The following is a 22,949-nucleotide window of genomic DNA, read 5'->3' as shown; positions in this document are numbered from 1 at the left end:
CGCGCAGGCGTACGCTCGCTGAAAGGGGTGAACCCCGCAAGGGCCTTGACCAGGGGCGTTCTCCGAGGAGGCACCGTGACAGGTCAGCGCATCGCAGCCCGTGCAGCCGCCTGCGCGGCCGTCGTCGTACTCACCGTCACCACGGGTGCGGCGGCTCGCGCCGACGACGGCTTCGAGTCCCTCCCCGCGCAGCAGATCGCCGACCGTTCCCGGGAAGCCCTGCTCGGCGCCGACTCGCTGCGCCTCCGCGCGCAGGGCGACCTGGGTGAGGGCAGGGACCCGATGACCGTCGACCTCAGCCTCGACCGGTCCGGGAACTGCGCGGGCGACATCGATCTGGGGAGCGGTAAGGGCGACATCGAGATCGTGAAACGGGGCGACGACGTCTGGGTGAAGCCGGACGCCGACTTCTGGGAGAACCAGGTGCCGATCGGAGGCGAGGCCTTCGAGGCCGTCGTGGCCGGCCGGTATCTCAAGGGCGACGCCTCCGACTCCAGGCTGCGTCCCGCCGTGCAGGCCTGTGACCTGGACACCTTCCGCGAACTCGTCTCCGACAACCCCGGCTCGCCGGACGCGCGGTTCACCAAGGGCGAGGCGACCACCGTCGACGGGGTACGGGCGATACCCGTGACCAGGACCGACGGCGGCCGTCCGACCACGACCACGTACGTGGACACCGGAGGCGAACACCACCCCGTACGCGTCACGCTGCGGGGCGGCGGAGCGGACGCGGCCGTGGACCTCACCGACTACGACGAGCCGGTTCCCACGGCCACGCCGTCCGCGGACGAGACGGTGGACATCAGCTCCCTGCTCGGCCGGACGTCCGCCCCCTCCTGACCCCCTGGCTCAGCGACGTGTACAGCACGAGCGAGGAGGCCAGACCGACGGCCCAGCCGTAGTCGGCGAGCGGCCTCAGGAACGGGACGAGTCCGTCGTCCGGGAACGGCCCCGCGCCCGGGGCGGAGTGCGAACCGCCCACCGCGAGGACACCGCCGACGGCGAAGGCCACGACCGCACGCCAGTTCCAGCCCGCCGTGTACCAGTACCGGCCGCCCGGCAGATAGAGATCGGGCAGGTGCAGGACGGTCCGGCGGACGATCCAGTAGTCGGCGATCAGGATTCCGGCCACCGTCCCCAGCAGGCCGCCCACCAGCCCGAGCCAGGTGAAGATGTAGAGCTCGGGGGTCTCGGTGAGCTTCCACGGCATGATCAGGACACCCACCACACCGGTGATCAGGGCGCCGGTGCGGAAGCTGATCAGCTTGGGGGCGAGATTGGCGAGGTCGTAGGCCGGCGAGACGACGTTGGCCGCGATGTTCACGGAGATGGTCGCGATCAGCACGGTGACGAGGCCGAAGAGCAGACCGAAGACGTTGTCGGTCCTCGCGACGAGCTGGACCGGGTCCCAGACCGCCTCCCCGTACACCGCCTGCGATCCGGAGGTGACGAAGACCGAGAGCAGCGCGAAGAAGGTCATCGTGGTGGGGAGCCCGAGCGACTGACCCCGGATCTGGGCGCGTTGCCCGGCTCCGAAGCGGGTGAAGTCCGGGATGTTCAGGGAGAGCGTCGACCAGAAGGCGATCATGCCCATGAGGGAGGGGAAGAAGACCGGCCAGAAGTCCGACCCCCAGCCGAGCGCCGAGGGCTGGTCCAGCAGCGGACCGAAGCCGCCCGCCTTGACCGCGATCCAGACCAGCAGCACGACGGCGCCGACGAGGACGAAGGGTGCCGCCCAGTTCTCGAAGCGGCGCAGGGTGTCCATGCCCCGGTGGATGATCGCGAGTTCGAGGGCCCAGAACAGGACGAAGCAGAGCCAGAGTGTCCAGGGCTGACCGCCGATCTCTCCGGCTTGCGCCCAGCCGCCGAACATCTTGCCCAGCAGCGTGAAGATCCCCACCCCGCCGATCCAGGTCTGGATCCCGAACCAGGCGCAGGCGACCGCCGCCCGGATCAGCGCCGGCAGGTTGGCGCCGCGCAGCCCGAAGGAGGCACGGGCCAGCACGGGGAAGGGGATGCCGTACTTGGGACCGGCGTGTCCGGTCAGCAGCATCGGCGCCAGCACGATCACATTGGCCAGCGCGATGGTGAGTACGGCCTGCTTCCAGTCCATGCCGAGGGCCACGAGCCCGGAGGCGAGCAGCCAGGACGGGATGTTGTGCGCCATCCCGATCCACAGCGCGGCGAAGTTGTACGTCGTCCAGGTGCGGCGCTCCAGTGGCACCGGCAGCAGGTCGTCGTTGACGAACCGGGAGTCGCCGGGGACTGCTCCGGGGGCGAGCTCGGCCCGGCCCGTGGAACCGGATATCGGCCCGCCGGAGGCGGGCGGTGGCGGGGGTGGGGCGGTGGCGGTCATGGTGTGGTGACCCTTCGCTCGGGAGATGTGCCGTGCGGGGCGCGGAGGTGCGGAGGAGTCAGGAGAGCGCGGGGATGATCTTGGAGCCGTACGCGTCGATGGTCGCCTCGCGGGCGTCGTGCATGTCGTAGACGGCGAACTGGTCGACGCCGAGGTCCCGCAGGGTCATGAGTTTCTCGATGTGCGCCTCGGGCGGGCCCAGCAGGCAGAAACGGTCCACGATCTCGTCCGGGACGAACGCCGTGTCCGGGTTGCCGGCCCGGCCGTGGTGGCTGTAGTCGTAACCGGAGCGCCCCTCGATGTACTGGGTGAGGGCCTCCGGCACGAGACCGGAGTGCTCCCCGTAGCGGGAGACGAGATCGGCGACGTGGTTGCCCACCATTCCGCCGAACCAGCGGCACTGTTCACGCGCGTGCGCCAGGTCGTCGCCGACATAGGCCGGCGCGGCGACGCAGATGGTCAGGGAGTCCGGGTCCCGGCCCGCCGCGGCCGCCGCGTCGCGTACCGCCTTGACCATCCACTCGGTGAGGTAGGGGTCGGCCAGCTGGAGGATGAAGCCGTCGGCCTTCTCCCCGGCCAGCGCGAGGGCCTTGGGCCCGTACGCGGCCATCCAGACGGGGAGCCTGCCTTCCTTCACCCAGGGGAGCCTGACCGCCTGCCCGTCGACCTCGGCCTCCCGGCCCTCGGCGAGGTCCCGGATCACGTCGATGGCCTCGCCGAGGCGCGCCAGGGTGTTGGGCTTGCGGCCCGCCACCCTCATCGCGGAGTCGCCGCGGCCGATGCCGCAGACGGTGCGGTTGCCGTACATCTCGTTGAGGGTGGCGAAGGTGGATGCGGTGACCTCCCAGGTGCGGGTCCCCGGATTGGTCACCATCGGTCCGACGGTCAGCCGTTCGGTGTGTTCCAGGATCCGGCTGTAGATGACGAACGGTTCCTGCCACAGCACCGTCGAGTCGAAGGTCCAGCCGTAGCGGAAGCCGTTGCGTTCCGCGCGGCGCATGAGGCCGACGACCGCCGAGGCGGGCGGGTCGGTCTGGAGGACGAGCCCAAATTCCATGACAGATGCTCCTAGCCGAAGTACTGACACGTGGCACGCGGGTGTGGACGCCGCGACCGGCCGGTGGGTGAGTCGTCCGGCACGCGGGCGGCAGGGCCGCGGAACGCTCCCCGGACGACGCGCCCCGAGGGCAGCCTTCCACGCCGGGCCGCGCGGGCCCGGCACTGCGGCTCCGGGGCGAGGCGAGTCGCGGAGCGACCGCCCTGGACCTCGTCGCGGACTTCGGGGGGCGGCCCACGCGCCGGCCCGGACCGGAGGCGCCCGGCGCGGGACGCCCGGAAGGGCGTCGGGCGGGCGACCCGGCCCACCTCCGCCGGATGCACGAAATGAGAGGTTTGTCGCTTGCCGGTATGGTTCCCAGAGTTGGGCCTCGGCCTTGCCACCGGTGGACGCGGATCCGCCCGCGAGGCCGTCCGACACGCGCACGCGAGAGTTCCCCGCCCGCCCGCACCCATCGTCGTCGCGCGGGCGGTTCCAGCGTCTCCAGCCGAAGGATCGACATGGGCACGGTCACCACCGCAGACGGCACGAGCATCTTCTACAAGGACTGGGGTCCGCGCGACGCCCAGCCGGTCATGTTCCACCACGGATGGCCTCTCAGCGCGGACGACTGGGACAGCCAGATGCTGTTCTTCCTCTCCCACGGCTACCGGGTCGTCGCACACGACAGGCGGGGCCACGGACGCTCCGGCCAGAGCGCCGGCGGACACGAGATGGACACCTACGCGGCCGACGTGGCAGCGGTGACCGAGGCACTCGACCTGCGCGGCGCCGTGCACATCGGCCACTCCACCGGCGGCGGCGAGGTGGCGCGGTACGTCGCCAGGGCGGAGCCGGGACGGGTCGCCAAGGCAGTTCTGGTCAGCGCGGTGCCTCCGGTCATGGTGAAGTCCGCCTCGAACCCCGGCGGCCTCCCGATCGAGGTCTTCGACGGCTTCCGCGCCTCCCTCGCGGCCAACCGCGCGCAGTTCTACATCGAGGTGGCCTCGGGCCCCTTCTACGGATTCAACCGCCCCGGTGCCGAGGTGTCGCAGGGGCTCATCGACAACTGGTGGCGGCAGGGCATGCGGGGCGCGGCCAACGCGCACTACGAGTGCATCAAGGCCTTCTCGGAGACCGACTTCACCGAGGACCTCAAGAGCATCCAGGTCCCCGTCCTGGTCGCCCACGGCACCGACGACCAGGTCGTCCCCTACGAGGACGCCGGGCCGCTGTCGGCGAAGCTCCTCGCCGACAGCCGGCTGAAGACCTACGAGGGCTACCCCCACGGGATGCTCTCGACCCACCCGGAGGTCATCAACCCCGACCTCCTGGCCTTCGTCAGGGAGTAGGACCCCGCCCGCGAAGCGGCCGACGAAGGCCCTCAGAGGTACTGGCACGTCCCCCGGGGCAGATAGGTACCGTGCCCCGGGTGCCCCACGTACTCGCCTCCTTCGATGACCGGGACGCCCCGCGAGAGCACCGTCTCCACCCGGCCCGTCACACGCTTCCCCTCGTAGGCGGAGTAGTCGACGTTCATGTGATGGGTCGCGGCGGAGATGGTCTGCTCGGCGGCCGGGTCGTAGATGACGATGTCGGCGTCGGCGCCCGGTGCCACGGTGCCCTTCTTCGGGTAGAGCCCGAACATCCGGGCCGGTGAGGCACAGGCGATGTCGATCCAGCGCCGGCGCGAGATCCGGCCCTCGACGACCGCCTGGTGCAGCAGGTCCATGCGGTTCTCCACACCGGGCATGCCGTTCGGGATCTTGGAGAAGTCCCCGCGGCCCATCTCCTTCTGGCCGGAGAAGCAGAACGGGCAGTGGTCGGTGGACACGACCTGCAGCTCGTCGTTCCGCAGCCCGCGCCAGAGCACCTCCTGGTGCTCCCGCGGGCGCAGCGGTGTCGAGCACACGTATTTGGCGCCCTCGAAGTCCGGTTCGGCGAGGTTGTCCGTGGAGAGGAAGAGGTACTGCGGACAGGTCTCGCCGAACACCGGGAGCCCCTTGTGGCGGGCGCTCGCGATCTCGGCGACGGCCTCGTCCGCGGAGACGTGCACGACGTAGAGCGGCGATCCGGCGACCCGGGCCAGCTGGACGGCGCGGTGGGTGGCCTCGGCCTCCAGGGCGACCTTGCGGACGTCGCCGTGGTGACGCGGGTCGGTGCGTCCCTCGGCGAGTGCCTGCTCGACCAGGACGTCGATGGCGATGCCGTTCTCCGCGTGCATCATGATCAGGCCTCCGTTGCCGGAGGCCTGCTGCATGGCGCGGAGGATCCGGCCGTCGTCGCTGTAGAACACCCCCGGGTAGGCCATGAAGAGCTTGAAGGAGGTGACACCCTCCGCCACCAGACGGTCCATCTCCTTGAGCGTCGACCGGTTCACGTCCGAGAGGATCATGTGGAAGGCGTAGTCGATGGCGCACCTGCCGTCGGCCTTCCCGTGCCAGGCGTCGAGCCCTTCCTGAAGTGAGCCGCCGATGCTCTGGATGGCGAAGTCCACGATGGTCGTGGTGCCTCCCCAGGCGGCGGCCCGGGTCCCCGTCTCGAAGGTGTCGGCGGCGTACGTGCCGCCGAACGGCATCTCCATATGGGTGTGCGCGTCGACACCGCCCGGGAGGACGTACTTCCCCGTGGCGTCGAGGACCCGGTCGGCGGTCCAGCCGTGGCTTCCAGGAGTCGCGAGGGCGACGACCCGTCCGCCCTCCACGAGCACGTCCACGTGGAGTTCGTCGGACGCCGTGACGACCAGTCCGCCGGTGATCAGAGTGCGTGTCACTACTCGTCTCCATTCGCGTCGGCGACCTGACCCGGTCGCCGAGGTGGCCGGCTGCCCGCCCGCGGAGGACGGGCGGGCAGCCGGGGGTCCTAACCGGCCGCCCGCAACGCCTCGCCCAGGATGGCCGCGCCCGTCTCGGCCTCCTCGACGGTGAGTGAGAGCGGCGGCGCGATCCGGAGGACGCTGGTGTCGTGGCCACCGCCCTTGCCGATGAGCAGTCCGCCCTCGCGGGCCGCTTCGAGTACGGCCGCCGCGGCGTCCGGGTCGGCCTCGTCGCTGCCGGGCCTGACCAGTTCGACACCGATCATGAGCCCCCGTCCGCGTACCTCCCGCACGGCGGGCGAGGCGGCGCCGACCGCCCGGAGCCGCTCGATGAGGAGTCCGCCGACCCGCCGGGCGTTGCCCTGGAGATCGTGTTCCAGCAGGTAGGAGAGGTTGGCGAGCCCGGCGGCCATGGTGATCGGTGAACCGCCGAACGTCGAGATGGAGTTGGCGTCCAGCGAGTTCATGACCTCGGCCCGGGCGACGACGCCGCCGATGGACATCCCGTTGCCGATCCCCTTGGCGAAGGTGAGGATGTCGGGCGGTCCGCTGGAAGCATGGGCCTGCCAGCCCCAGAAGTGGTCGCCGGTGCGCCCCCAGCCGGTCTGCACCTCGTCGGAGATCCAGAGGATTCCGTGCCGGTCGAGGACCTCGCGGAAGGCCGCGTAGAGACCGTCGGGCGGGGCGGTGAACCCGCCCACCCCCTGGACCGGTTCGGCGATCAGCGCGGCGGCACCCCTGGTGTGTCCGAGCAGGTCCTCGAGGTCGGCCACGCATGCCTTGATGAATCTGTCGTCGCTCAGCTCGGCGTAGGGCCCCCGGCCCCGGACCCCTCCGTGGACGTACATCGTCTGCAACGGCGACAGGCTGGTCGTCGACCAGGACCTGTTGCCCGTGACGGACACGGCGGAGAACGACCTGCCGTGGTAGCTGTTGCGCATCGCCAGGATCTGGTTGGACCCCCGGTGGGCGGTGGCCAGCAGCAGCGCGGTGTCGTTGGCCTCTGTGCCCGATGTCGTGAAGAAGACCCGCGGGTCCGGAATGCCGGAGAGCGCGGCGATCCGTTCGGCGAGTTCGACCATGGGCCGGTTGAGGTAGAGGGTCGAGGAGTGGATGATCCGCCCGGCCTGCTCGGAGACGGCCTTGGTGACCTCGGGCAGGGCGTGCGCGGTCATCGTGGTGAGGATGCCGCCGAAGAAGTCGAGGTAGCGGTTTCCGTCCGCGTCCCAGACGTGACGCCCCTCGCCGTGGGTCAGCTCCAGCGGCTGACGGTAGTAGAGCGCCAGCCAGTCGGGGCTGACGGCCAGGTGCCTCTCGTGCAGTGCGCTCACGGCTCCACCAGCCCCTCGTAGGCGTCGGGCCTGCGGTCCCGGTAGAAGGCCCACTGCTGACGGACCTCCTCGATCAGGCCGAAGTCGAGGTCCCGCACGAGGAGTTCCTCCTCCTTGTCACTGGCCACCTCGCCGACGAACTGGCCGCGCGGGTCGACGAAGTAGCTCGTGCCGTAGAAGTCGTTGTCCCCGTACTCCTCCTGGCCCACGCGGTTGATCGCGGCGATGAAGTACTCGTTGGCGACGGCGGATGCGGGCTGCTCCAGCTGCCACAGGTAGCCGGAGAGCCCTCGCGAGGTGGCCGACGGGTTGTACACCAACTGAGCCCCGTTGAGACCGAGTTGCCGCCATCCTTCCGGGAAGTGCCGGTCGTAGCAGATGTAGACGCCGACCTTGCCGACGGCCGTGTCGAAGACCGGCCAGCCGGCGTTGCCGGGCTTGAAGTAGTACTTCTCCCAGAACCCCTTGACCTGGGGGATGTGGTGCTTCCGGTACTTGCCCAGGTACGAGCCGTCGGCGTCGATCACGGCGGCCGTGTTGTAGTAGAAGCCGGACTGCTCCAGCTCGAAGACCGGGACGACGACGACCATGCCCGTCTCGCGGGCGAGGTCCTGCATACGGCGGACGGTCGGCCCGTCCGGGACGGCTTCGGCCCAGCGGTAGTGCTCCGGCTCCTGGACCTGACAGAAGTACGGGGCGTTGAAGACTTCCTGGAAGCCGATGATCTTCGCACCCTGCCGGGCTGCCTCGCGCGCGTGTTCCTCATGCTTGGCGATCATCGATTCGGTGTCGCCGGTCCAGGTCGCCTGGACGAGTGCGGCGCGTACGACGTGGGACATGAGCTGCTCCTTCGACGCGGCGTCAGAGAGCCTCTGCGTTCTCTACGCCCGTAGACACGGTGCATAGGAGGAGAACGTAAGCCCCGTCACACAACGGGGCAAGACCATCGCCGTGAACCGGCTGAGTCGATCATGTTTCGTACCCGAGCGGTCCACACCCGCGAGAACACGGGCCGGGGACCGGGAAACCCTGAGTGCGCGATCGCGACAAGGCGCGGAGATCCCGGGGGAAGCGCGCGTTACCTCAAACCGCCTCCTGCGGTTATCGGTTCAGCAGCCGATAGGACCAATCCGGAAGGCCGTTGGCTCCGAACCGGATGCGAGGAGGGGAAGGGGCCGGCGACGCAGCCGGGACTCCCGGGGCGCACCCGCGCGAACCCCTCGAAGACGACTTCCGCCCGGACGGGCAGACACGGTGGAGAGGCCCATGGGCATACGCGGGGCAGTGGCGGACGAGAAGCGGGAGAGCGGAGCAGTACCGAGCGGGGACGGCGGACCCGGCCCGGCGGCGCGCGATCAGGTGGCTGCCCCGGACGGGGATGCCGTGGCGGACGTGGACCCGGACCACGCGGCCCTCGTCTCCGCGCGGGACAACCCGAGCGCCACCCCCTCCGACGGCCCGGTCTTCGTCGACGCGACGGGGCGGCGCGGCCGGACATGGCGCCGGGCGGGGACGATCGCCGCGCTCTGCTGCGCCTGCTACGCCGCGACCCTGGCGGCCACCCTGGCCGGAGGCGACTCCACCGCACCCTTCCTGCGGCTGCCCCGGGCCATGGGCCTGGACCGCGACGCCGCGCCGGGCGCGACCGCGGCCGACGGCCGCACACCGCGCCCGGCGCCCACGGAGCAGGCCGGTGCCGCCGAGGAGGAGTTGCCACCCGCCGCCGCACCGGCCGTGACACCTGAACCGCGCAGGGGTTCGGGTGACCCCGGCGCAATCCCCGTGATCGACCCGCCGCAGTCCGGTCAGGCGGTCGTGGCTCCGGCGAGGGGGCCGTCCGAGGAGGCTGGTCGCACCGGCGACGTGTCCGCCCCGGAGCCCGCCGCCCAGGCCGGGGGCGCGGGCGGCGACCGGGGCGCGGAGGACCCCTCGGCCGGCGCCGGGCCGGACGCGGACACCCCCGCTCCCGCCGGTGGCGGCGCCCAGGAACCGTCCGACGAGGGGACGGACGGCGAGGGGACGGACGGCGAACGTGGCCCGCTCGGCGAACTGGTCGGCGGACTGCTCGACGGGCTTCTCGGGGTCCGCTGAACCGGTCGGCGCACTCCGCCGCACTCTCCCGGTGGTGGGCGCCGGACCTGCCCGGGGGCCGCCGGACGCGCTTCCACGGGTTCTCCGACCGGCCACTGACCACCGTGAAGGCCCCGCGGACATCGGAGTGAAGGCCCCGCGGGTATCGGACCGGCCGGTGGTCCGCTCGGGGCACAACGGGGGCATCCGGCGGCCGGTCCGCTCGGGGCGCACGGGACCCCCGGCCGGCCGGTCCGCTCGGGGCGGGCTCCCGCCCTCCCCCACCGGGCGGCGTCAGGGGGCCGCGATGCCGGCGACCCGCAGGGCGTGGACCACGTCCCACTCGTGGGCTGCGGACACCTCCCTTGCGGCGGCGATCAGTTGGGACACGAGGCGCCGGGGGCCGCGCTCCGCGATGCGTGCCGAGTCCTCCGGCGTGTGTGCACGGACGAACGCCCCCAGCAGGGCCCGCGCCTCCGGTTCAAGTCCTGCCCGGTCGAGTGCGACGACGGCATCGGCTACCTCGGCGGCCGGCCTGGACACCCCTTGGCGGAGCAGCTGCCGGCAGTCGCCGGCACGGCCTGCCGCGGCCAACGCACCTGCGGCGGCGGCAAGTTCCGACGGCGGAAGAGTGGACACCTCCCACAGGAGGGTCGCCCAGTCGGCGTCCAGGCCGGCCCGGTGCAGGGCGACGGCGAGCACAGGCAGATGCCCGGCGGGCCGGCCCGCGGCCTCGCAGAGCACGACGTGCGCCTCTCCGGTGCGGCCCTGGGCGCGCAGCCCCAGGAGCAGGGTGACGGTGTCGTCGGCGGCCCGGAGCACCGCGGGGTCGGGCTCGGCGTCCGCCCGCCGGATCGGTTCGGGCTCCCGTCCGACCGCCGCACCTCCGAACCGTGCGCCGCGCGGCGCCGCGGTCGCCGGGGAGGGCGCAGGCAGCACGGGCACCGCCGACGGCATGGGCGCGGCATCCTCCTCGTCGGCCTCCAGTCCGGCGAACCGCGCTCCCCGCGGCTTGCGGCGTCTCGCGACCGCGACCCGCTGATGCTCGCCGGCGCGCTCCCGGGAGGCCCCGGGGTCCTCCGGCCGACGGGGGCCGGGCGCCTCGGCGGCGGGGCTCGGCACGGCGGCGCCCTGTTCCCCGAACCAGGCGTCCGGCACCGTACCGTCCACGGCCGAGAGCCGGTCGCGGAGTTCGTCGCAGCGGGCCGTGGCCCTGGCGTGATCGTCCCGCGCCCACGCCAGGGCGTCCGACTCACCCGCCTGCGCGCCCGGCCCGCCCGCTCCAGCGGCCCGCATCCTCCGGGCCGCGTAGGACTGCTCCTGGAGCATCACGCCCAGACGGTCGACGAGGGCCTGCCTGCCTCCGGGGCGCCGGTCGTGAGCTGCGGCCGAAGCCGCGCACAGCGCCGCCGCCCGCAGGGACTCCCGGGCCGCGAACCCGGCCCCGCGTACCGCGGCGAGGTCCTGCAGCAGCGACTCGACCACGTCCCAGGGCGGCACCTCGCGCCCTTCGAAGCAGGCGCGCATGCCTTCGGGATCTCGCGCGCGGAAGACCCCGTACCAGCCTTGTCCAGGATCGAGCAAGGCGGCCAGATCCCGCAGGTAGTCGGCGAACGCCCTTACTTCCGCAGCCTGTTGACGCACTGTCACCGTCGCCCTCATCGGTCGCCAGGGACTGGAGCATTCCAGTCCGCGGGCATTCGACCGCAGGCGTGTTACGGACCGGCTACGCGCGCTTTTCGGAGCTGATGCGGCGCGGTCGCGACACGAGGGCTCAGGCTTCGCCGAACTCGACCGCGATCCCCGTGTGGGGGCGCTTCCCGAGCCGCGCGACCATGGCGGGCCAGTCCACCAGCCAGAACTTCCAGGTGTACTTACGGGCGAGCAGTTTGCGCACCCCGCCCGTCTCCCGGGCGTCGAGGAGCCTGGCCGCACCCTCGGCGCTCGGCGCGCCGTCCGCGATCCGGCCCCGGACGTCGCAGACCGTCACACGGACCCGGCTGTCGTTGCGCAGCCGCTTGACCTTCCAGGAGTCGGACCGGGTCCAGATGTACAGCACGTGACCGTCCGCCGCCGCCCACACGGGTGTCGCGACGGGGGTGCCGTCCTTCCGGTACGTGGTCAGGCTGACGTACTCACTGCGGGCGAAGTCCTGGAGAGTCACGGGCGGGAGCCTATCCGGCCTCATGCGGTGAGGGGCAGCGCCCCCGGCTCCGGCACCACCCCCACCGCGGGTCCGCACCGGGTGAGCAGCTCGTCCATGGAGAGCCCGAGCGCTCCGGCGAGAGCCGCCACCGTGAAGAAGGCGGGGGTGGGCGCCCGCCCCGTCTCGATCTTGCGTAGCGTCTCGGCCGAGATTCCCGCGCTCGCGGCGATCGCGGTCATACTGCGCCCGCCGCGCGCCTCGCGCAGCAGTTCGCCGAGCCGCTCGCCGCGGCGGCGCTCTTCGGGGGTCAGGGGGGTACGGACCATGCCGTCATTCTAATACCGGTCGGACCGGTATAGTAATTGGCATGGTTCAACTCAAGACGGATTCGTCCATCGAAGCGATGCGTGAGACCGGCCGGGTCGTCGCGCGGATGCTCGACGCCGCGCGGGATGCCGCGAAGGTCGGCGTGTCACTGCGCGAACTCGACGAGATCGCGCACGGCGTACTGCGTGAGGCCGGTGCGGGCTCGCCCTTCCTCCACTACAAGCCCCACTTCGCCCCCACCCCGTTCCCTGCGGTGATCTGCGCCTCCGTGAACGACGCCATCGTGCACGGCATCCCGGACGGGTACCGGCTGCGTGACGGCGACCTGGTGAGCATCGACGCGGGCGCGACCCTGAACGGCTGGGCGGGCGACTCCGCGGTCAGCTTCATCGTCGGCAGGCCGAGGCAGGAGGACGTCCGCCTCGTCGAGACCGCGTTCGAGGCACTGGACGCGGGCATCGCCGCGGCCGTCGTCGGCAACCGGATCGGCGACATCGCCCACGCCATCGGCACGGTCTGCAGGAAGGCCGGGTACGGCATCCCGGAGGGTTTCGGCGGGCACGGCGTGGGCCGGCAGATGCACGAGGACCCCTCCGTGCCGAACGAGGGACGCCCCGGACGCGGCATGCCTCTGAAGCACGGGATGGTGCTGGCCATCGAACCGATGCTGATCGCCGGCGGCCAGGACGTCTTCCACGCCGACCCGGACGGCTGGACCCTCCGGACGGATGACGGCAGCCGCGCCGCCCACGCCGAGCACACGGTGGCTGTGACGGAGCGCGGCCCCCGCATCCTGACCGCCCTCTGACACCGGTCGCGCCGCTCAGCCGCCCGACACGAACGCCCGGGCGAGCTCCTCCCCTTCGCTGACCGCGGCCGTGTGGTCCTCGATGGGCGTGACCTGGGAATTCCGGAACACGATATAGGTCACCCCGGAGGCGGCGCCCCCCGTCCTCGGGTCGGGATCGATGCCGAGGCCCTTGGCGGTCGCGTAGGACGCCTCACCGATGATGCCGGTCGGACCGGTGTCGCCGACGACCGCGTAGCGGACCTTCCCTTCATGGATGACCGCGGCCACACTTCCGCCCTCAATCCCCCACTCGGCGTACTTCCACACCGGTCCCGGCCCGGGGACCACGATGTACGGCAGGGTGGCGGCGTCCAGTGCCTTTCCGGTGGACGTCTGGAAGGCCGTCCGGGCCTGGAACGACGGGTCGGCCTTCCTGTTGCAGACCTTCGTGGATCTCCCGTCGCAGTCGATGTCCATGTCCGCCGTCCAGAACACGGCCTCCTTCGTCCCGCACACCGGAATGTCCGCCGGGGCACCCTGGTCCGTCCGGTACTTCCCGTGGGAGATCCGGGTGCAGTCCCTGACCCGGTCCAGCAGTTCGGCGGCGCCGACCGTCCCTTCGCTCACGCCGCCGGCCGCGGAGCCCGCAGCGGCGGGAAGGGCGGAGGCGGCCAGAGCTGCCGCGGAGGCGGCGAGGGCGAGCATGCGTGTTCGTCGCACCGTGGGGATGCCCTTTCACTGGACTCGGAGGCCCCGGGCGGAGCCTCCCTTACGGACGCGGCCGAGCCGCTCCACGTCCTCGGGGCCGGTACGACGCGAGCGTCCGTACCGGCCCCGAGGACGCTCACCCGCGCAGCACCGTCACGGTCGGCCGCTCGGGTGCACCACCATGGCCGAGCCGCCGCCACGCCGCACCTTTTCAGCAGCCGCCAGCCAGCGCCCGCCGGGCAGCCGCTGGATGCCGGTGGCCGCCCCGATCTCCGGATTCTCCTTGAACACGTGTCCGATCGCTTCCAGCTGCCCGCGCACCGGGCTGTTCCACAGTCCGGGCTCGATCTCGGTGGTGGGCGAATTGCGCTGACTGGCACGCGGCGCCGCGATCGCGTCGACGAGCGGAAGTCCCCGGTCGAGGTGGCCGGTCAGCGACTGGAGGACGGTGGTGATGATGGTGGCGCCCCCCGGTGACCCCAGAGCGAGTACGGGCTTTCCGTGGTCCAGCACGACGGTCGGCGAGATCGACGAGCGGGGGCGCTTGGACGGACCGGGCAGGTTCGGGTCGTGCACCGCGGGGTTCGCCGGGGCGAACGAGAAGTCGGTCAGCTCGTTGTTGAGCAGGAATCCCCGCCCGGGGACGGTGATGCCGCTGCCGCCGGTCGACTCGATCGTGAGGGTGTACGCGACCACGTTGCCCCACCTGTCGGCGGTGGTCAGGTGTGTCGTGTTCTCCCCCTCGTACGTCGTCGGGGCGGCCGTCCCCCCACTCGCGCACGGCACGGGGCGGCGCGGGTCGCCGGGGGCGACCGGGCTGGGGAGGACGGAGTCGTCCTTGATGAGGCATGCACGGGAGTCGGCGAAGCGCCGGCTGAGGAGCTCCCTCGTGGGCACGTCCTCGAACGCGGGATCACCCAGCCAGCGGCCCCGGTCGGCGAACGCGATCCTGCTCGCCTCGATGAGACGGTGCAGGTACGCCGCTTCGCTCACCTTCGAAAGATCCGTGGATTCCAGGATGTTGAGCGCCTCGCCGACGCTCGTACCGCCGGAGGAGGACGGCGCGATGCCGTACACGTCGAGCCCTCGGTACCCGCTCCTCGTCGGTGCCTGACGCAGGGCGCGGTACCCCTTCAGGTCGGCGACGGTCAGACCCCCCGGGCGCACCACCCGGGTCGAGGCGGGGTCCACGGGCGGGTTGCGCACCGTCGACACGATGTCCCTGGCCAACCGGCCCCGGTAGAGCTCGTCGACGCCCTCACGTCCGATCGTCCGGTAGGTGCGGGCGAGGTCGGGGTTCTTGAAGACCGATCCGGTGACCGGCAACTCGCCGCCGGGCAGGAAGAGTTCCGCGGTTGCGGGGAAATCCGCGAACCTGGCCTGGTTGGCGGCTGTCTGCGAGCGGAAGGTCTCGTCCACGGTGAACCCGTCGCGGGCCAGCCGCTCGGCCGGTTCGAGCAGCCGACCGAGCGGCTTGCTGCCCCACGCGTCGAGCGCCTTCTGCCAGGTGGCCGGCGTACCGGGGGTGCCGACGCTCAGGCCGCTGGTGACGGCGTCGTTGAAGGGGATCGGTTTCCCGCTCTCCAGGAAGAGCGAGGAGTCCGCGCTGCGCGGGGCCGTCTCCCTGCCGTCCACGGTCTCGACGCGCCCGGTCCGTGCGTCGTAGTGGACGAAGTAACCACCGCCCCCGATGCCCGCGGAGTACGGCTCGGTCACTCCCAGGGCGGCCGCGGTGGCCACGGCGGCGTCAACCGCGTTCCCTCCCTTGCGGAGCACCTCGATCCCGGCCGCCGTGGCGTCCGCGTCGACACTCGACACCGCTCCCCCGTACCCGACCGCCACCGGTGACTTGGGAGGCGGGGCGGGTGGCGCCGAGGCCGCGGGAGCGGCGGCGCCGAGCGAGCCGATGACGGCGATCACACTTAGGAACGACACATTCCGGCCGACGGAACGACGCATCCGTACCTCCTGTGAAGGATCGTCCGCGCAGGGTAACGCCGCGTCTGCCGGATCGTCAGGACCGCATCGGCCATCTGTCCGAACCGGCCGCTAATATGCGCGCTCATGAATGACGACGTACGCAACATCGTCCTCGGTCTCATAGCCGCCGGGATCAGCGCCGCTCTCGGCTGGATCGCCCGTACGTACCTGTGGCGGCGCAAGCTCCGCCGCAAGCAGGAGTTCTTCGGGATGCCGGGGAACTCGGAGTGCCTGCTCGTCGTCAATCGCGACACCAGCGGCGACGGCGCGGTCCACCGCCACGACGTCTTCGCCCTGCTCGAACTCTCCGCCCTGATCAAGGACTGCTCGGCACACGCCCGGATCGTCTCCCACGACACCGCTCAACAGGGCTTCGGCGAACGCACCGAGTTCTGCGTGGGCGGGCCGGCCTCGAACCGGCGCATGGCCGCGCACCTGCAGTCCCTGCTTCCCGGTGTGAGCATCAATACGGGCCCCGAGCCCGGACCCGACCGCGCCGCCTTCCAGATCGGCTCGGAGCGCTACCGGCTGGAACCGGGCGTCTCGGAGGTCGTCCTGCTGGCCAGACTGACGGGTAATCAGGACGCCCGCCCCGTCTTCCTGTTCTGCGGTCAGCGCGCCATCACCAACCAGGCGGCCTCCCGCTACCTCATGCGCAACCACGAGAAGCTGCAGCGCAAGTACCGCAACGGCTCCTTCGTCCTGCTGCTCAAGGTGGTCAACTCCCAGGCCTACGGACCCGATGTGGTCGAGCTGATCGGTGACGTCACCAGACCCGCGCAGGCTCCGGTCCCGGCGTCGCCCCGCACCTCCCACCGGGCCGCCGGCTGAGGCCCGCCGGGGTGTCACCCGCGCCCGGCCGCGCGCGGATCCGGCCGCCCCTGCGGCGAGACGCCGGTGCGCGCTCCCGAAGCGGAAGCGCGCACCGGCGCCGGAAGGCGACGGGGCGTCCGTCAGTCGCGGTACGACAGGCCGTGACCGGCCGCGAAGAGGGTCTCGGCCGGATCGTCGGCCCGCTGGACGGGCACGGGCAGCTTGCCACGAGGGGCGACGCGCCCCGCGATCACCCGTGCGGCGGCGCGCAGTTCGACCTCGGTCCAGCAGTAGGACGCCAGCGATGCCGGCACCTCGCCGAGGTGGGCGATGTCGTAGGGATTGCGCACGGCCAGGTGGACCACGGGTACGCCGGTCGACAGCAGCCGGGAGACCAGGGTGCGCTGGGCGCTGGTGGCGCCGACGTTGTCGGTGGTGACCACCACCGCGTCCCGGCCCCGTGCGGCGGCCACGGCCGCGTCGATCGCCGCCGCGTCGGGTGTCCGGCCGGTTGCCAGGTGGGTGGTGCTGTAGCCCAGTTCACCGAAGACCTCGGCCAGCACGGGCACCGTGGTGCGGGTGCTGTCGGTCGGGAACGCCGGGCTGGCACCCACGACGAGAAGTTTCCTCCGGCCGGGGCGCAGGGGAAGCGTACGGTCCTTGTTGACCAGCAGCGTCGTGGTGCGCTCGGCGATGCGGGAGGCGGCGAGCCGGTGCAGGCGGGCACCGACGACCCGGTCGACGTCCTTCGGGGAGACGTAGGGGCTGCCTGTGAGCAGCCCCGCCTTGTCCTTGATCCTCAGGACGCGGAGGACCGACTCGTCGAGGCGGTCCTCGGTGATCTCCCCGCTGCGGACCGCGGCGAGGACGCCGTTGTACGCGACGTCGATGTCGGGCGGGAACAGCAACTGGTCGGCACCGGCCTTGAGAGCGAGGACGGGCACCCTGTCGTCGCCGTACTCGGTCCGCACCGGCCGCAGTCACACACGGGAGGCTCCCGGTGCTCGGAGAAGCCCGACGCGGGCGGCGGGCGGAGGCCCAGCCTCAGTTCGCGCCGGCCTCCACGGCGTCCTTGACGCCCTTCAGCGTCGCTTCCATGCCCTTGCCCAACTCGTCGAGCCGGTAGGCGATGATCGCCTCCTCGCGCTCGGGCGCCTTCTCGATGTAGGCGGTCAGACCACTCCGGCCTGGGCCGATGGTGACCGTCTGGGTCAGCAGGACTCCGTCCGTCCCGGGCTCCAGGGTGAACGACCAGGTCGCCATGCGGCCCCCCGTCGTCGCGGCCGGCTCCCCGTAACGCCCCTCGGCGTCGAGGACGCACCAGACCAGACTCCGGCCCGGCTCGCACTCGGTGAAGTGCGCGACGGTCCGCCACTCCCCGTTCACGGGGTGCTCGTTGTGCCCGATGTAACGGGCTCCCGTCGCCGGGGCTCCGGCACCGTCCTGCCACTCCACCCGCACCAGTTCGGGGCTCCAGCGGGCCATGGCCTCGACATCGGCCAGGATCTCCCAGACCCGGTCCGGCCCTGCGGCGATCCTGATCCGACGTGCTGTGCTGGGCCCTTCGGCGTATCGCATGTGCGCTCCCCCGGCAGGGCGGACGTCCGCCGCCCCAGTACTCCGATCGTACGACCCGGCCCGCCGGTATCAGTGGCCCGCGGCTCCTCGCGCGCGGGTGCGGGGTGGTCCCACGTCCCCTCCAGGACGACGTGGGACCACCCCGCACCGCGGCGGACTGTCCGGTTGAGCCCCCTCACTCTCCATGGCCCTGTTCCGGCCGACGCGCAGCTGACCTTCTCCCCCGCCGCGAAGCTCCGGCATCCGGCCGGGTCCGTCGCGGGGAGTGATCACCGGCTGCCGCCGTACCGGCGGGCCGGCTCTACTGCGGCCGCCCCGGCAGCACCGTTCCCGGCTCCGCGGTGGCGACTCCCGTGCCCTCGGTCTTCGGATTGCGCCGCTGACGTCTGGCCACCCAGGTGGCGAACCACGAGAGCAGCATGCACATCCCGATGTAGATCGGCGAGATCACCATGACCACCGGGATGAAAGGCAGGTCGTAGTCGAGGTTCGACGCGATCAGCTTCCCCGCGTGGAGGAATTCCTCGTAGGTGATCAGATATCCCAGGGAGGTGTCCTTCAGGGCCACCACCAGCTGGCTGATGATCGTGGGCAGCATCGCGCGGACGGCCTGGGGCGCGAGGACGAAGGTGGTCACCTGGGTCTTGCGCATGCCCAGCGCGTACGCGGCCTCGCGCTGCCCGCGTTCCACGGAGTTGATCCCGGTCCGGAAGACCTCGGCGAGCACCGATCCGTTGTACAGGGTCAGCCCCGCCACCAGGGCCGGCAGGGGCTGGACCTTGAGCGCGACGAAGATGAAGAAGATCATCACCAGCACCGGCATCGCGCGGAAGAACTCGACCAGCACGGTCGCGATCCAGCGGACCGGCCGGTGGTCGGACAGGCGTCCGACCGCGAGGACCGCGCCGAGGGCGAGGGAGAGCACCGCCGCGCAGGCGAAGGCCTTCAGGGTGTTGCCGAGCCCGCGCAGCAGCAGTTCCTGGATGCCCTTGTAGGTGAAGGGCGTCCACTTGGCGCTGGTGAACTGGTCCGTGTCGAAGAGCAGATAGAGGATCCAGGCGAAGAGTCCGAGGATCACCGCTGTCGAGATGATTCCGTAGAGCAGGTGCCGTTTGCGGGTCGCGGGACCCGGGATGTCGTAGAGCGCGGAGGCGGTGGCGGTGGTGTGGGTCATCGGGTGACTCCCCAGCGCTTCTCCAGGAAGTTGAAGAGGGCGCTGATGGCGAGGGTGATGATCAGATAGCCGACGGCGATCCAGACGAAGGACCAGATGATGCTGTAGCCGAGTTCGTTGAGTGTCTTGTACGTCCCGAGGAGCTCGGTGACGCTGAAGGCCCCGGCGATGGCGGAGTTCTTCGCCAGGGCGATGAGGGTGGATCCCACGGGCGGGATCACCGTCCGGAAGGCCTGCGGGAGGACCACGGTGCCCAGCGACTGGCTGAACGACATGCCCAGGCTCCGGGCGGCTTCCCCCTGCCCGGTGGGCACGGTGTTGATGCCGGACCGCAGCGCTTCGCAGATGAAGGCGGAGGTGTAGCAGCCGAGCGCGATGACGGCGAAGACCTGGAAGGGCAGGACCAGGCCGAAGCGGGGCAGGCCCAGGAGCACGGCGAAGAACAGCAGGGTCAGCGGCGTGTTGCGGAGCACCGTGACCCACACGGTTCCGATCGCCCGGAGCGAGCCGACCGGAGCGACCCGGAAGGACGCCATGACGAAACCGAGCACCAGCGCCAGGATCGAGGCGTAGACGGTGAGTTCGAGGGTGCCGAGGAAGCCCTTGCCGTAGAGCGAGAAGTTGTCTGTCAGTACGTCCATGGTGGTGGCCGGCCCCTCAGTTCGCCGGGTAGCGGTCGATGGGCGGGGGTTTCGGAGCGGGAACTCCCGAGAGCCCGAGGGTCGCCTCGAACGCCTTCTTCCAGTTGCCGTTCCTCTCGTTCGCCTCCAGCGCGTCGTCGAGAGCGGCACGCAGTGCGTTGTCGCTGCGCGGCACTCCGATGCCGTAGGGCTCCTCGGAGAAGGGCTTGCCGACGACCTTCATCTCGTCGGGTGCCTTCGCCGCGAATCCGAGCAGGATCGCGTCGTCGGTCGTGACGGCGTCGACCTGGAAGGTCAGGAGGTTGTCGACGCAGATCGAGTAGGTGTCGTAGGCGACGAGGTCGGCGTCGGGGAAGTCGGCGGCGATGCGCTGGTACGGGGTGGAGCCCGCGGCCGAACAGACCGTCTTGCCCGCCAGGTCCTGGGGACCGTGGATGTCGTTCTCGTCCGTGCGGACGAGGAGCCCCTGGCCCGCCATGTAGTAGGGACCGGCGAAGCCCACCAGCTTCTTGCGCATGTCGTTGATCGTGTACGTGCCGACGTAGTAGTCGATCTGCCCGTTCTGGAGCGCCGTCTCACGGTTGGCCGAGGCGATGGTCCGGAAGCGGATGGTCTTCGGTTCGAAGCCGAGTGACGCCGCCATCATGCGGGCGATCTCGATGTCGAAGCCCGAGTAGACCCCGGAGGCCGGGTCCTTCTCCCCGAGGTAGGGCTGGTCCTCCTTGACGCCCACCACGAGGTGACCGCGCTTCTTCGCCTTCGTCCAGGTCCTGGACTCCGGCAGCCGGAAGGACGTGTCCACGGTGTAGCGGGGCAGCTCGCCCGCTTTGGGGCCCTTGACGGGCGGGCTGCCCTCCCTGCCGCAGCCCGCGGCGAGGGCGACCGCCAGGAGGCAGGTCAGCAAGGCCACGATGTTCTTGGTACGCACCACGGTGCCCCTGTCAGTGCTTGAGGATCTTGGACAGGAAGTCCTTGGCGCGGTCGCTCTCCGGGGAGGTGAAGAAGTCCTCCGGGGTGCGGTCCTCGACGATGCGTCCGTCGGCCATGAAGACCACGCGGTTCGCCGCCGACCGGGCGAAACCCATCTCGTGGGTGACGACCACCATGGTCATGCCCTCCCGGGCGAGCTGCTGCATCACCTCGAGCACCTCGTTGATCATCTCCGGGTCGAGGGCGGATGTCGGCTCGTCGAAGAGGAGTGCCTTGGGGTCCATGGCGAGGGCGCGCGCGATCGCGACACGCTGCTGCTGGCCGCCGGAGAGCTGGGCGGGGTACTTGTCCGCCTGGGAGGCGAGACCCACCCGCTCCAGAAGCTCCCGGGAACGCTGGTCGGCCTCGTCCTTCTTGCGCTTGCGGACCTTGAGCTGCGCCAGCGAGACGTTCGCCAGGACCGTCTTGTGGGCGAAGAGGTTGAAGGACTGGAAGACCATGCCCACCTCGGCACGGAGTTCGGCGAGTCCCTTCCCTTCCTCGGGGAGCGGCTTCCCGTCGATGGCGATATGACCCGACTCGATCGTCTCGAGTCTGTTGATGGTCCGGCACAGGGTGGACTTCCCCGACCCCGAAGGCCCGATGACCACCACCACCTCCCCGCGGCCGACGGTGAGGTTGATGTTCTGCAGCACGTGCAACGTCCCGAAGTGCTTGTTGACGTCCCGCAGTTCGATCAAAGGATCGACGGCCATTCGCTGCCCTACCCACTTGTCGCTTGTGTCGAGGTCAGCGCAAACTATCCGGGGTGGGCACGAGGGCCGGGGCGACACGCACCCGCGGCCCATAAGGCTGTTTATCGCGCTTTGGCCTCCGGCCCGCTCTCCGCGGACTCGGCGTACATCTCGGAGAGCTCGGGGCTGCCCGACATCGCCCAGTCCAGGCCCGCGGCGACCACGTCGATCTCACGGCCGGACGCGAGGCGCACCACGGGTTTCCCGCCGGCGAGGATGTCCCATGCGGCGCCCGGGACCGTGCGCACCAGCACGGTGCCCAGGTAGAGACCCGCGTCGTTCCCCACCCAGGGCAGTTCCTCCGGGTCGTCGCGCCAGATCGGCGGCAGCTGGTCGAGCTCGGACAACGATGCCGGGGAGTCGTCCAGTTCGAGTCCGCAGTCGCCGGCGCGGGCCCGCAGAAGTTCACATTCCGCGAACAGTTCGGCCACGCCGTCCGGGTCGGTCTCCACGGCCTCCGCGAGCGCCGCCTCCCGCGTACCGCCCACGCGCTTACGCCAGTTGTCCAGGAAGGGGAAGTTCATACCATCAGGATCTCACCGCGCGGGCGTTCCGCATCGCAGGGCACGCGACTGTGGCGGTTCCGGGACCGCCGACGTACATGATCCGGCCATCCGACTAAGGTACGGGAATGACACCCCAGAAGTACCTCTCCGAACTCTTCTCGCTGGAAGGCCGGGTCGCCGTGGTGACCGGGGGCAGCTCCGGGATCGGTCGCGCCATCACCGGCGCACTGGCCCGTGCGGGGGCCGCCGTCGTGGTCGTGGCCCGCAGGCAGGCGGAGTTGGAGCGGACCGTCGGTGAACTCGCCGCGGAGGGCTGCCGGGCGGCCTGGGTGAGCGCCGATCTCGGTACCGGTGACGGTGTACGTTCCGCCGGTGAGCAGGCGGCTGCGGCGTTCGGCGAGCCGGACATCCTCGTCAACTGTGCGGGAGTGAACCTCCGGCCGCCGATGAACGAGATCGACGAGGAGGTGTGGGACACCACGATGACGGTGAACCTCAAGGCGCCGCACCTTCTGAGCAGTCGCTTCGGTCCCGGGATGGCCGAGCGGGGCTTCGGCCGGATCATTCACATCACCTCCCAGCAGGCCCACCGGGCCTTCGTCCAGAGCGGCGCCTACGGGGTGTCCAAGGGGGCCCTGGAGTCCCTGGCCCGCTCGCAGGCCGAGGCGTGGTCTCCGTACGGCGTCACCTGCAACACCCTGGTGCCGGGATTCGTCATGACACCGCTCAACCAGCGGCTGTCGTCGGACCCGGAGCGGGTGGCGGCGCTGGCGGCGCGCACCATGGTGGGACGCAACGGGCTCGCCGAGGACTTCGCGGGGGCCGCCGTGTTCCTGGCGAGCGACGCCTCCGCCTATGTGACCGGGCAGTCGTTGTTCGTGGACGGCGGGTTCTCGGTCCACTGAACGCTCGATGCCGCCCCTCGCGGGAGGGGCGGCATCGTGAGTGCCCGAG

22 protein-coding genes and 1 pseudogene are annotated in these 22,949 nt (G+C 70.9%); 6 read left to right on the top strand and 17 right to left on the bottom strand.

The genetic code is table 11. The annotated features are described in order from the left end of the window. Positions 1–75: 75 nt before the first annotated feature. Positions 76–840 (top strand): hypothetical protein, encoded by a 765-nt coding sequence (locus tag ACFXOA_RS20165; protein ID WP_385030001.1) that lies wholly within the window; start codon positions 76–78, stop codon positions 838–840. Here ACFXOA_RS20165 and ACFXOA_RS20160 read toward each other — a convergent pair. After that, positions 803–2,356, bottom strand: coding sequence for an NCS1 family nucleobase:cation symporter-1 (locus ACFXOA_RS20160; protein WP_385029998.1), 1,554 nt, complete (start codon positions 2,354–2,356; stop codon positions 803–805). The genes ACFXOA_RS20165 and ACFXOA_RS20160 overlap by 38 nt on opposite strands. A gap of 58 nt (positions 2,357–2,414) precedes the next feature. Further along, positions 2,415–3,413, bottom strand: a complete 999-nt coding sequence (locus tag ACFXOA_RS20155; protein ID WP_385029995.1) for a TIGR03842 family LLM class F420-dependent oxidoreductase — start codon at positions 3,411–3,413, stop codon at positions 2,415–2,417. Between the two features lie 500 nt (positions 3,414–3,913). Between ACFXOA_RS20155 and ACFXOA_RS20150 the strand changes: the two genes are divergently transcribed. Beyond that, a complete protein-coding gene (locus ACFXOA_RS20150; RefSeq protein ID WP_385029992.1) occupies positions 3,914–4,744 on the top strand; it encodes an alpha/beta fold hydrolase in 831 nt (276 codons plus the stop codon). Between the two features lie 32 nt (positions 4,745–4,776). Here the strand turns inward: ACFXOA_RS20150 and hydA are convergent, their stop codons facing one another. The 3 genes from hydA to ACFXOA_RS20135 all read right to left on the bottom strand — a co-directional run bounded on the left by hydA (position 4,777) and on the right by ACFXOA_RS20135 (position 8,377). After that, positions 4,777–6,165: a dihydropyrimidinase gene (hydA, locus tag ACFXOA_RS20145; protein WP_385029989.1), complete on the bottom strand. Its 1,389-nt coding sequence runs from the start codon at positions 6,163–6,165 to the stop codon at positions 4,777–4,779. A gap of 89 nt (positions 6,166–6,254) precedes the next feature. Further along, positions 6,255–7,538, bottom strand: coding sequence for an aspartate aminotransferase family protein (locus ACFXOA_RS20140; RefSeq protein WP_385029985.1), 1,284 nt, complete (start codon positions 7,536–7,538; stop codon positions 6,255–6,257). Further along, complete coding sequence (locus tag ACFXOA_RS20135) at positions 7,535–8,377, bottom strand: nitrilase-related carbon-nitrogen hydrolase (protein WP_385029982.1); 843 nt, start codon at positions 8,375–8,377, stop codon at positions 7,535–7,537. Before ACFXOA_RS20135 ends, ACFXOA_RS20140 begins: the two co-directional genes overlap by 4 nt. A 427-nt stretch (positions 8,378–8,804) precedes the next feature. Here ACFXOA_RS20135 and ACFXOA_RS20130 point away from each other — a divergent pair, with 427 nt between their 5' ends. Continuing rightward, entirely contained in the window at positions 8,805–9,629 is an 825-nt protein-coding gene (locus tag ACFXOA_RS20130) for a hypothetical protein (protein ID WP_385029979.1), read from the top strand. A 273-nt stretch (positions 9,630–9,902) separates the two neighbouring features. Here the strand turns inward: ACFXOA_RS20130 and ACFXOA_RS20125 are convergent, their stop codons facing one another. The 3 genes from ACFXOA_RS20125 to ACFXOA_RS20115 form a co-directional block, all read right to left on the bottom strand. Continuing rightward, a complete protein-coding gene (locus ACFXOA_RS20125; RefSeq protein ID WP_385029976.1) occupies positions 9,903–11,258 on the bottom strand; it encodes a hypothetical protein in 1,356 nt (451 codons plus the stop codon). 124 nt (positions 11,259–11,382) lie between these two features. Further along, a complete protein-coding gene (locus ACFXOA_RS20120; protein ID WP_385029973.1) occupies positions 11,383–11,772 on the bottom strand; it encodes a PPOX class F420-dependent oxidoreductase in 390 nt (129 codons plus the stop codon). 20 nt (positions 11,773–11,792) lie between these two features. Continuing rightward, positions 11,793–12,080, bottom strand: a complete 288-nt coding sequence (locus ACFXOA_RS20115; protein WP_385029970.1) for a helix-turn-helix domain-containing protein — start codon at positions 12,078–12,080, stop codon at positions 11,793–11,795. 41 nt (positions 12,081–12,121) lie between these two features. Between ACFXOA_RS20115 and map the strand changes: the two genes are divergently transcribed. Then, positions 12,122–12,889, top strand: coding sequence for a type I methionyl aminopeptidase (map, locus tag ACFXOA_RS20110; protein ID WP_385029967.1), 768 nt, complete (start codon positions 12,122–12,124; stop codon positions 12,887–12,889). A 15-nt stretch (positions 12,890–12,904) separates the two neighbouring features. Here map and ACFXOA_RS20105 read toward each other — a convergent pair whose 3' ends face one another. Further along, entirely contained in the window at positions 12,905–13,576 is a 672-nt protein-coding gene (locus ACFXOA_RS20105) for a glycoside hydrolase family 75 protein (protein WP_385030027.1), read from the bottom strand. 156 nt (positions 13,577–13,732) lie between these two features. Next, entirely contained in the window at positions 13,733–15,538 is a 1,806-nt protein-coding gene (gene ggt, locus ACFXOA_RS20100; protein ID WP_385029964.1) for a gamma-glutamyltransferase, read from the bottom strand. 105 nt (positions 15,539–15,643) lie between these two features. On the opposite strand from ggt, the gene ACFXOA_RS20095 reads away from it, so the two are divergent. Then, on the top strand, positions 15,644–16,390 hold the full coding sequence (locus ACFXOA_RS20095; RefSeq protein ID WP_385029961.1) for a hypothetical protein: 747 nt from the start codon (positions 15,644–15,646) through the stop codon (positions 16,388–16,390). 122 nt (positions 16,391–16,512) lie between these two features. Here the strand turns inward: ACFXOA_RS20095 and ACFXOA_RS20090 are convergent. The 7 genes and pseudogenes from ACFXOA_RS20090 to ACFXOA_RS20060 form a co-directional block, all read right to left on the bottom strand. After that, positions 16,513–17,352, bottom strand: a pseudogene (locus tag ACFXOA_RS20090) (glycoside hydrolase family 3 C-terminal domain-containing protein); the annotation flags it as partial. A 64-nt stretch (positions 17,353–17,416) separates the two neighbouring features. After that, positions 17,417–17,950: an SRPBCC family protein gene (locus ACFXOA_RS20085; protein ID WP_385029958.1), complete on the bottom strand. Its 534-nt coding sequence runs from the start codon at positions 17,948–17,950 to the stop codon at positions 17,417–17,419. 301 nt (positions 17,951–18,251) lie between these two features. Continuing rightward, on the bottom strand, positions 18,252–19,124 hold the full coding sequence (locus ACFXOA_RS20080) for an amino acid ABC transporter permease (RefSeq protein WP_385029955.1): 873 nt from the start codon (positions 19,122–19,124) through the stop codon (positions 18,252–18,254). Further along, the gene (locus tag ACFXOA_RS20075) at positions 19,121–19,765 is read right to left on the bottom strand and encodes an amino acid ABC transporter permease (protein WP_385029952.1); all 645 of its coding nucleotides are present in this window, start codon (positions 19,763–19,765) and stop codon (positions 19,121–19,123) included. The genes ACFXOA_RS20080 and ACFXOA_RS20075 overlap by 4 nt, the downstream gene beginning before the upstream one ends. A gap of 16 nt (positions 19,766–19,781) precedes the next feature. Next, the gene (locus ACFXOA_RS20070) at positions 19,782–20,696 is read right to left on the bottom strand and encodes a glutamate ABC transporter substrate-binding protein (protein WP_385029949.1); all 915 of its coding nucleotides are present in this window, start codon (positions 20,694–20,696) and stop codon (positions 19,782–19,784) included. Between the two features lie 10 nt (positions 20,697–20,706). Beyond that, positions 20,707–21,450: an amino acid ABC transporter ATP-binding protein gene (locus ACFXOA_RS20065; protein ID WP_385029946.1), complete on the bottom strand. Its 744-nt coding sequence runs from the start codon at positions 21,448–21,450 to the stop codon at positions 20,707–20,709. 101 nt (positions 21,451–21,551) lie between these two features. Then, entirely contained in the window at positions 21,552–22,013 is a 462-nt protein-coding gene (locus ACFXOA_RS20060; protein WP_385029943.1) for a DUF6278 family protein, read from the bottom strand. Between the two features lie 107 nt (positions 22,014–22,120). On the opposite strand from ACFXOA_RS20060, the gene ACFXOA_RS20055 reads away from it, so the two are divergent. Next, positions 22,121–22,900, top strand: a complete 780-nt coding sequence (locus ACFXOA_RS20055) for an SDR family NAD(P)-dependent oxidoreductase (RefSeq protein WP_385029940.1) — start codon at positions 22,121–22,123, stop codon at positions 22,898–22,900. Positions 22,901–22,949 lie beyond the last annotated feature (49 nt).

Origin of the sequence: Streptomyces sp. NPDC059166 (assembly GCF_042755185.1) — a bacterium.
Classification (GTDB): Bacteria; Actinomycetota; Actinomycetes; order Streptomycetales; family Streptomycetaceae; genus Streptomyces.
This window is presented reverse-complemented; position numbering and strand designations above follow the sequence as displayed.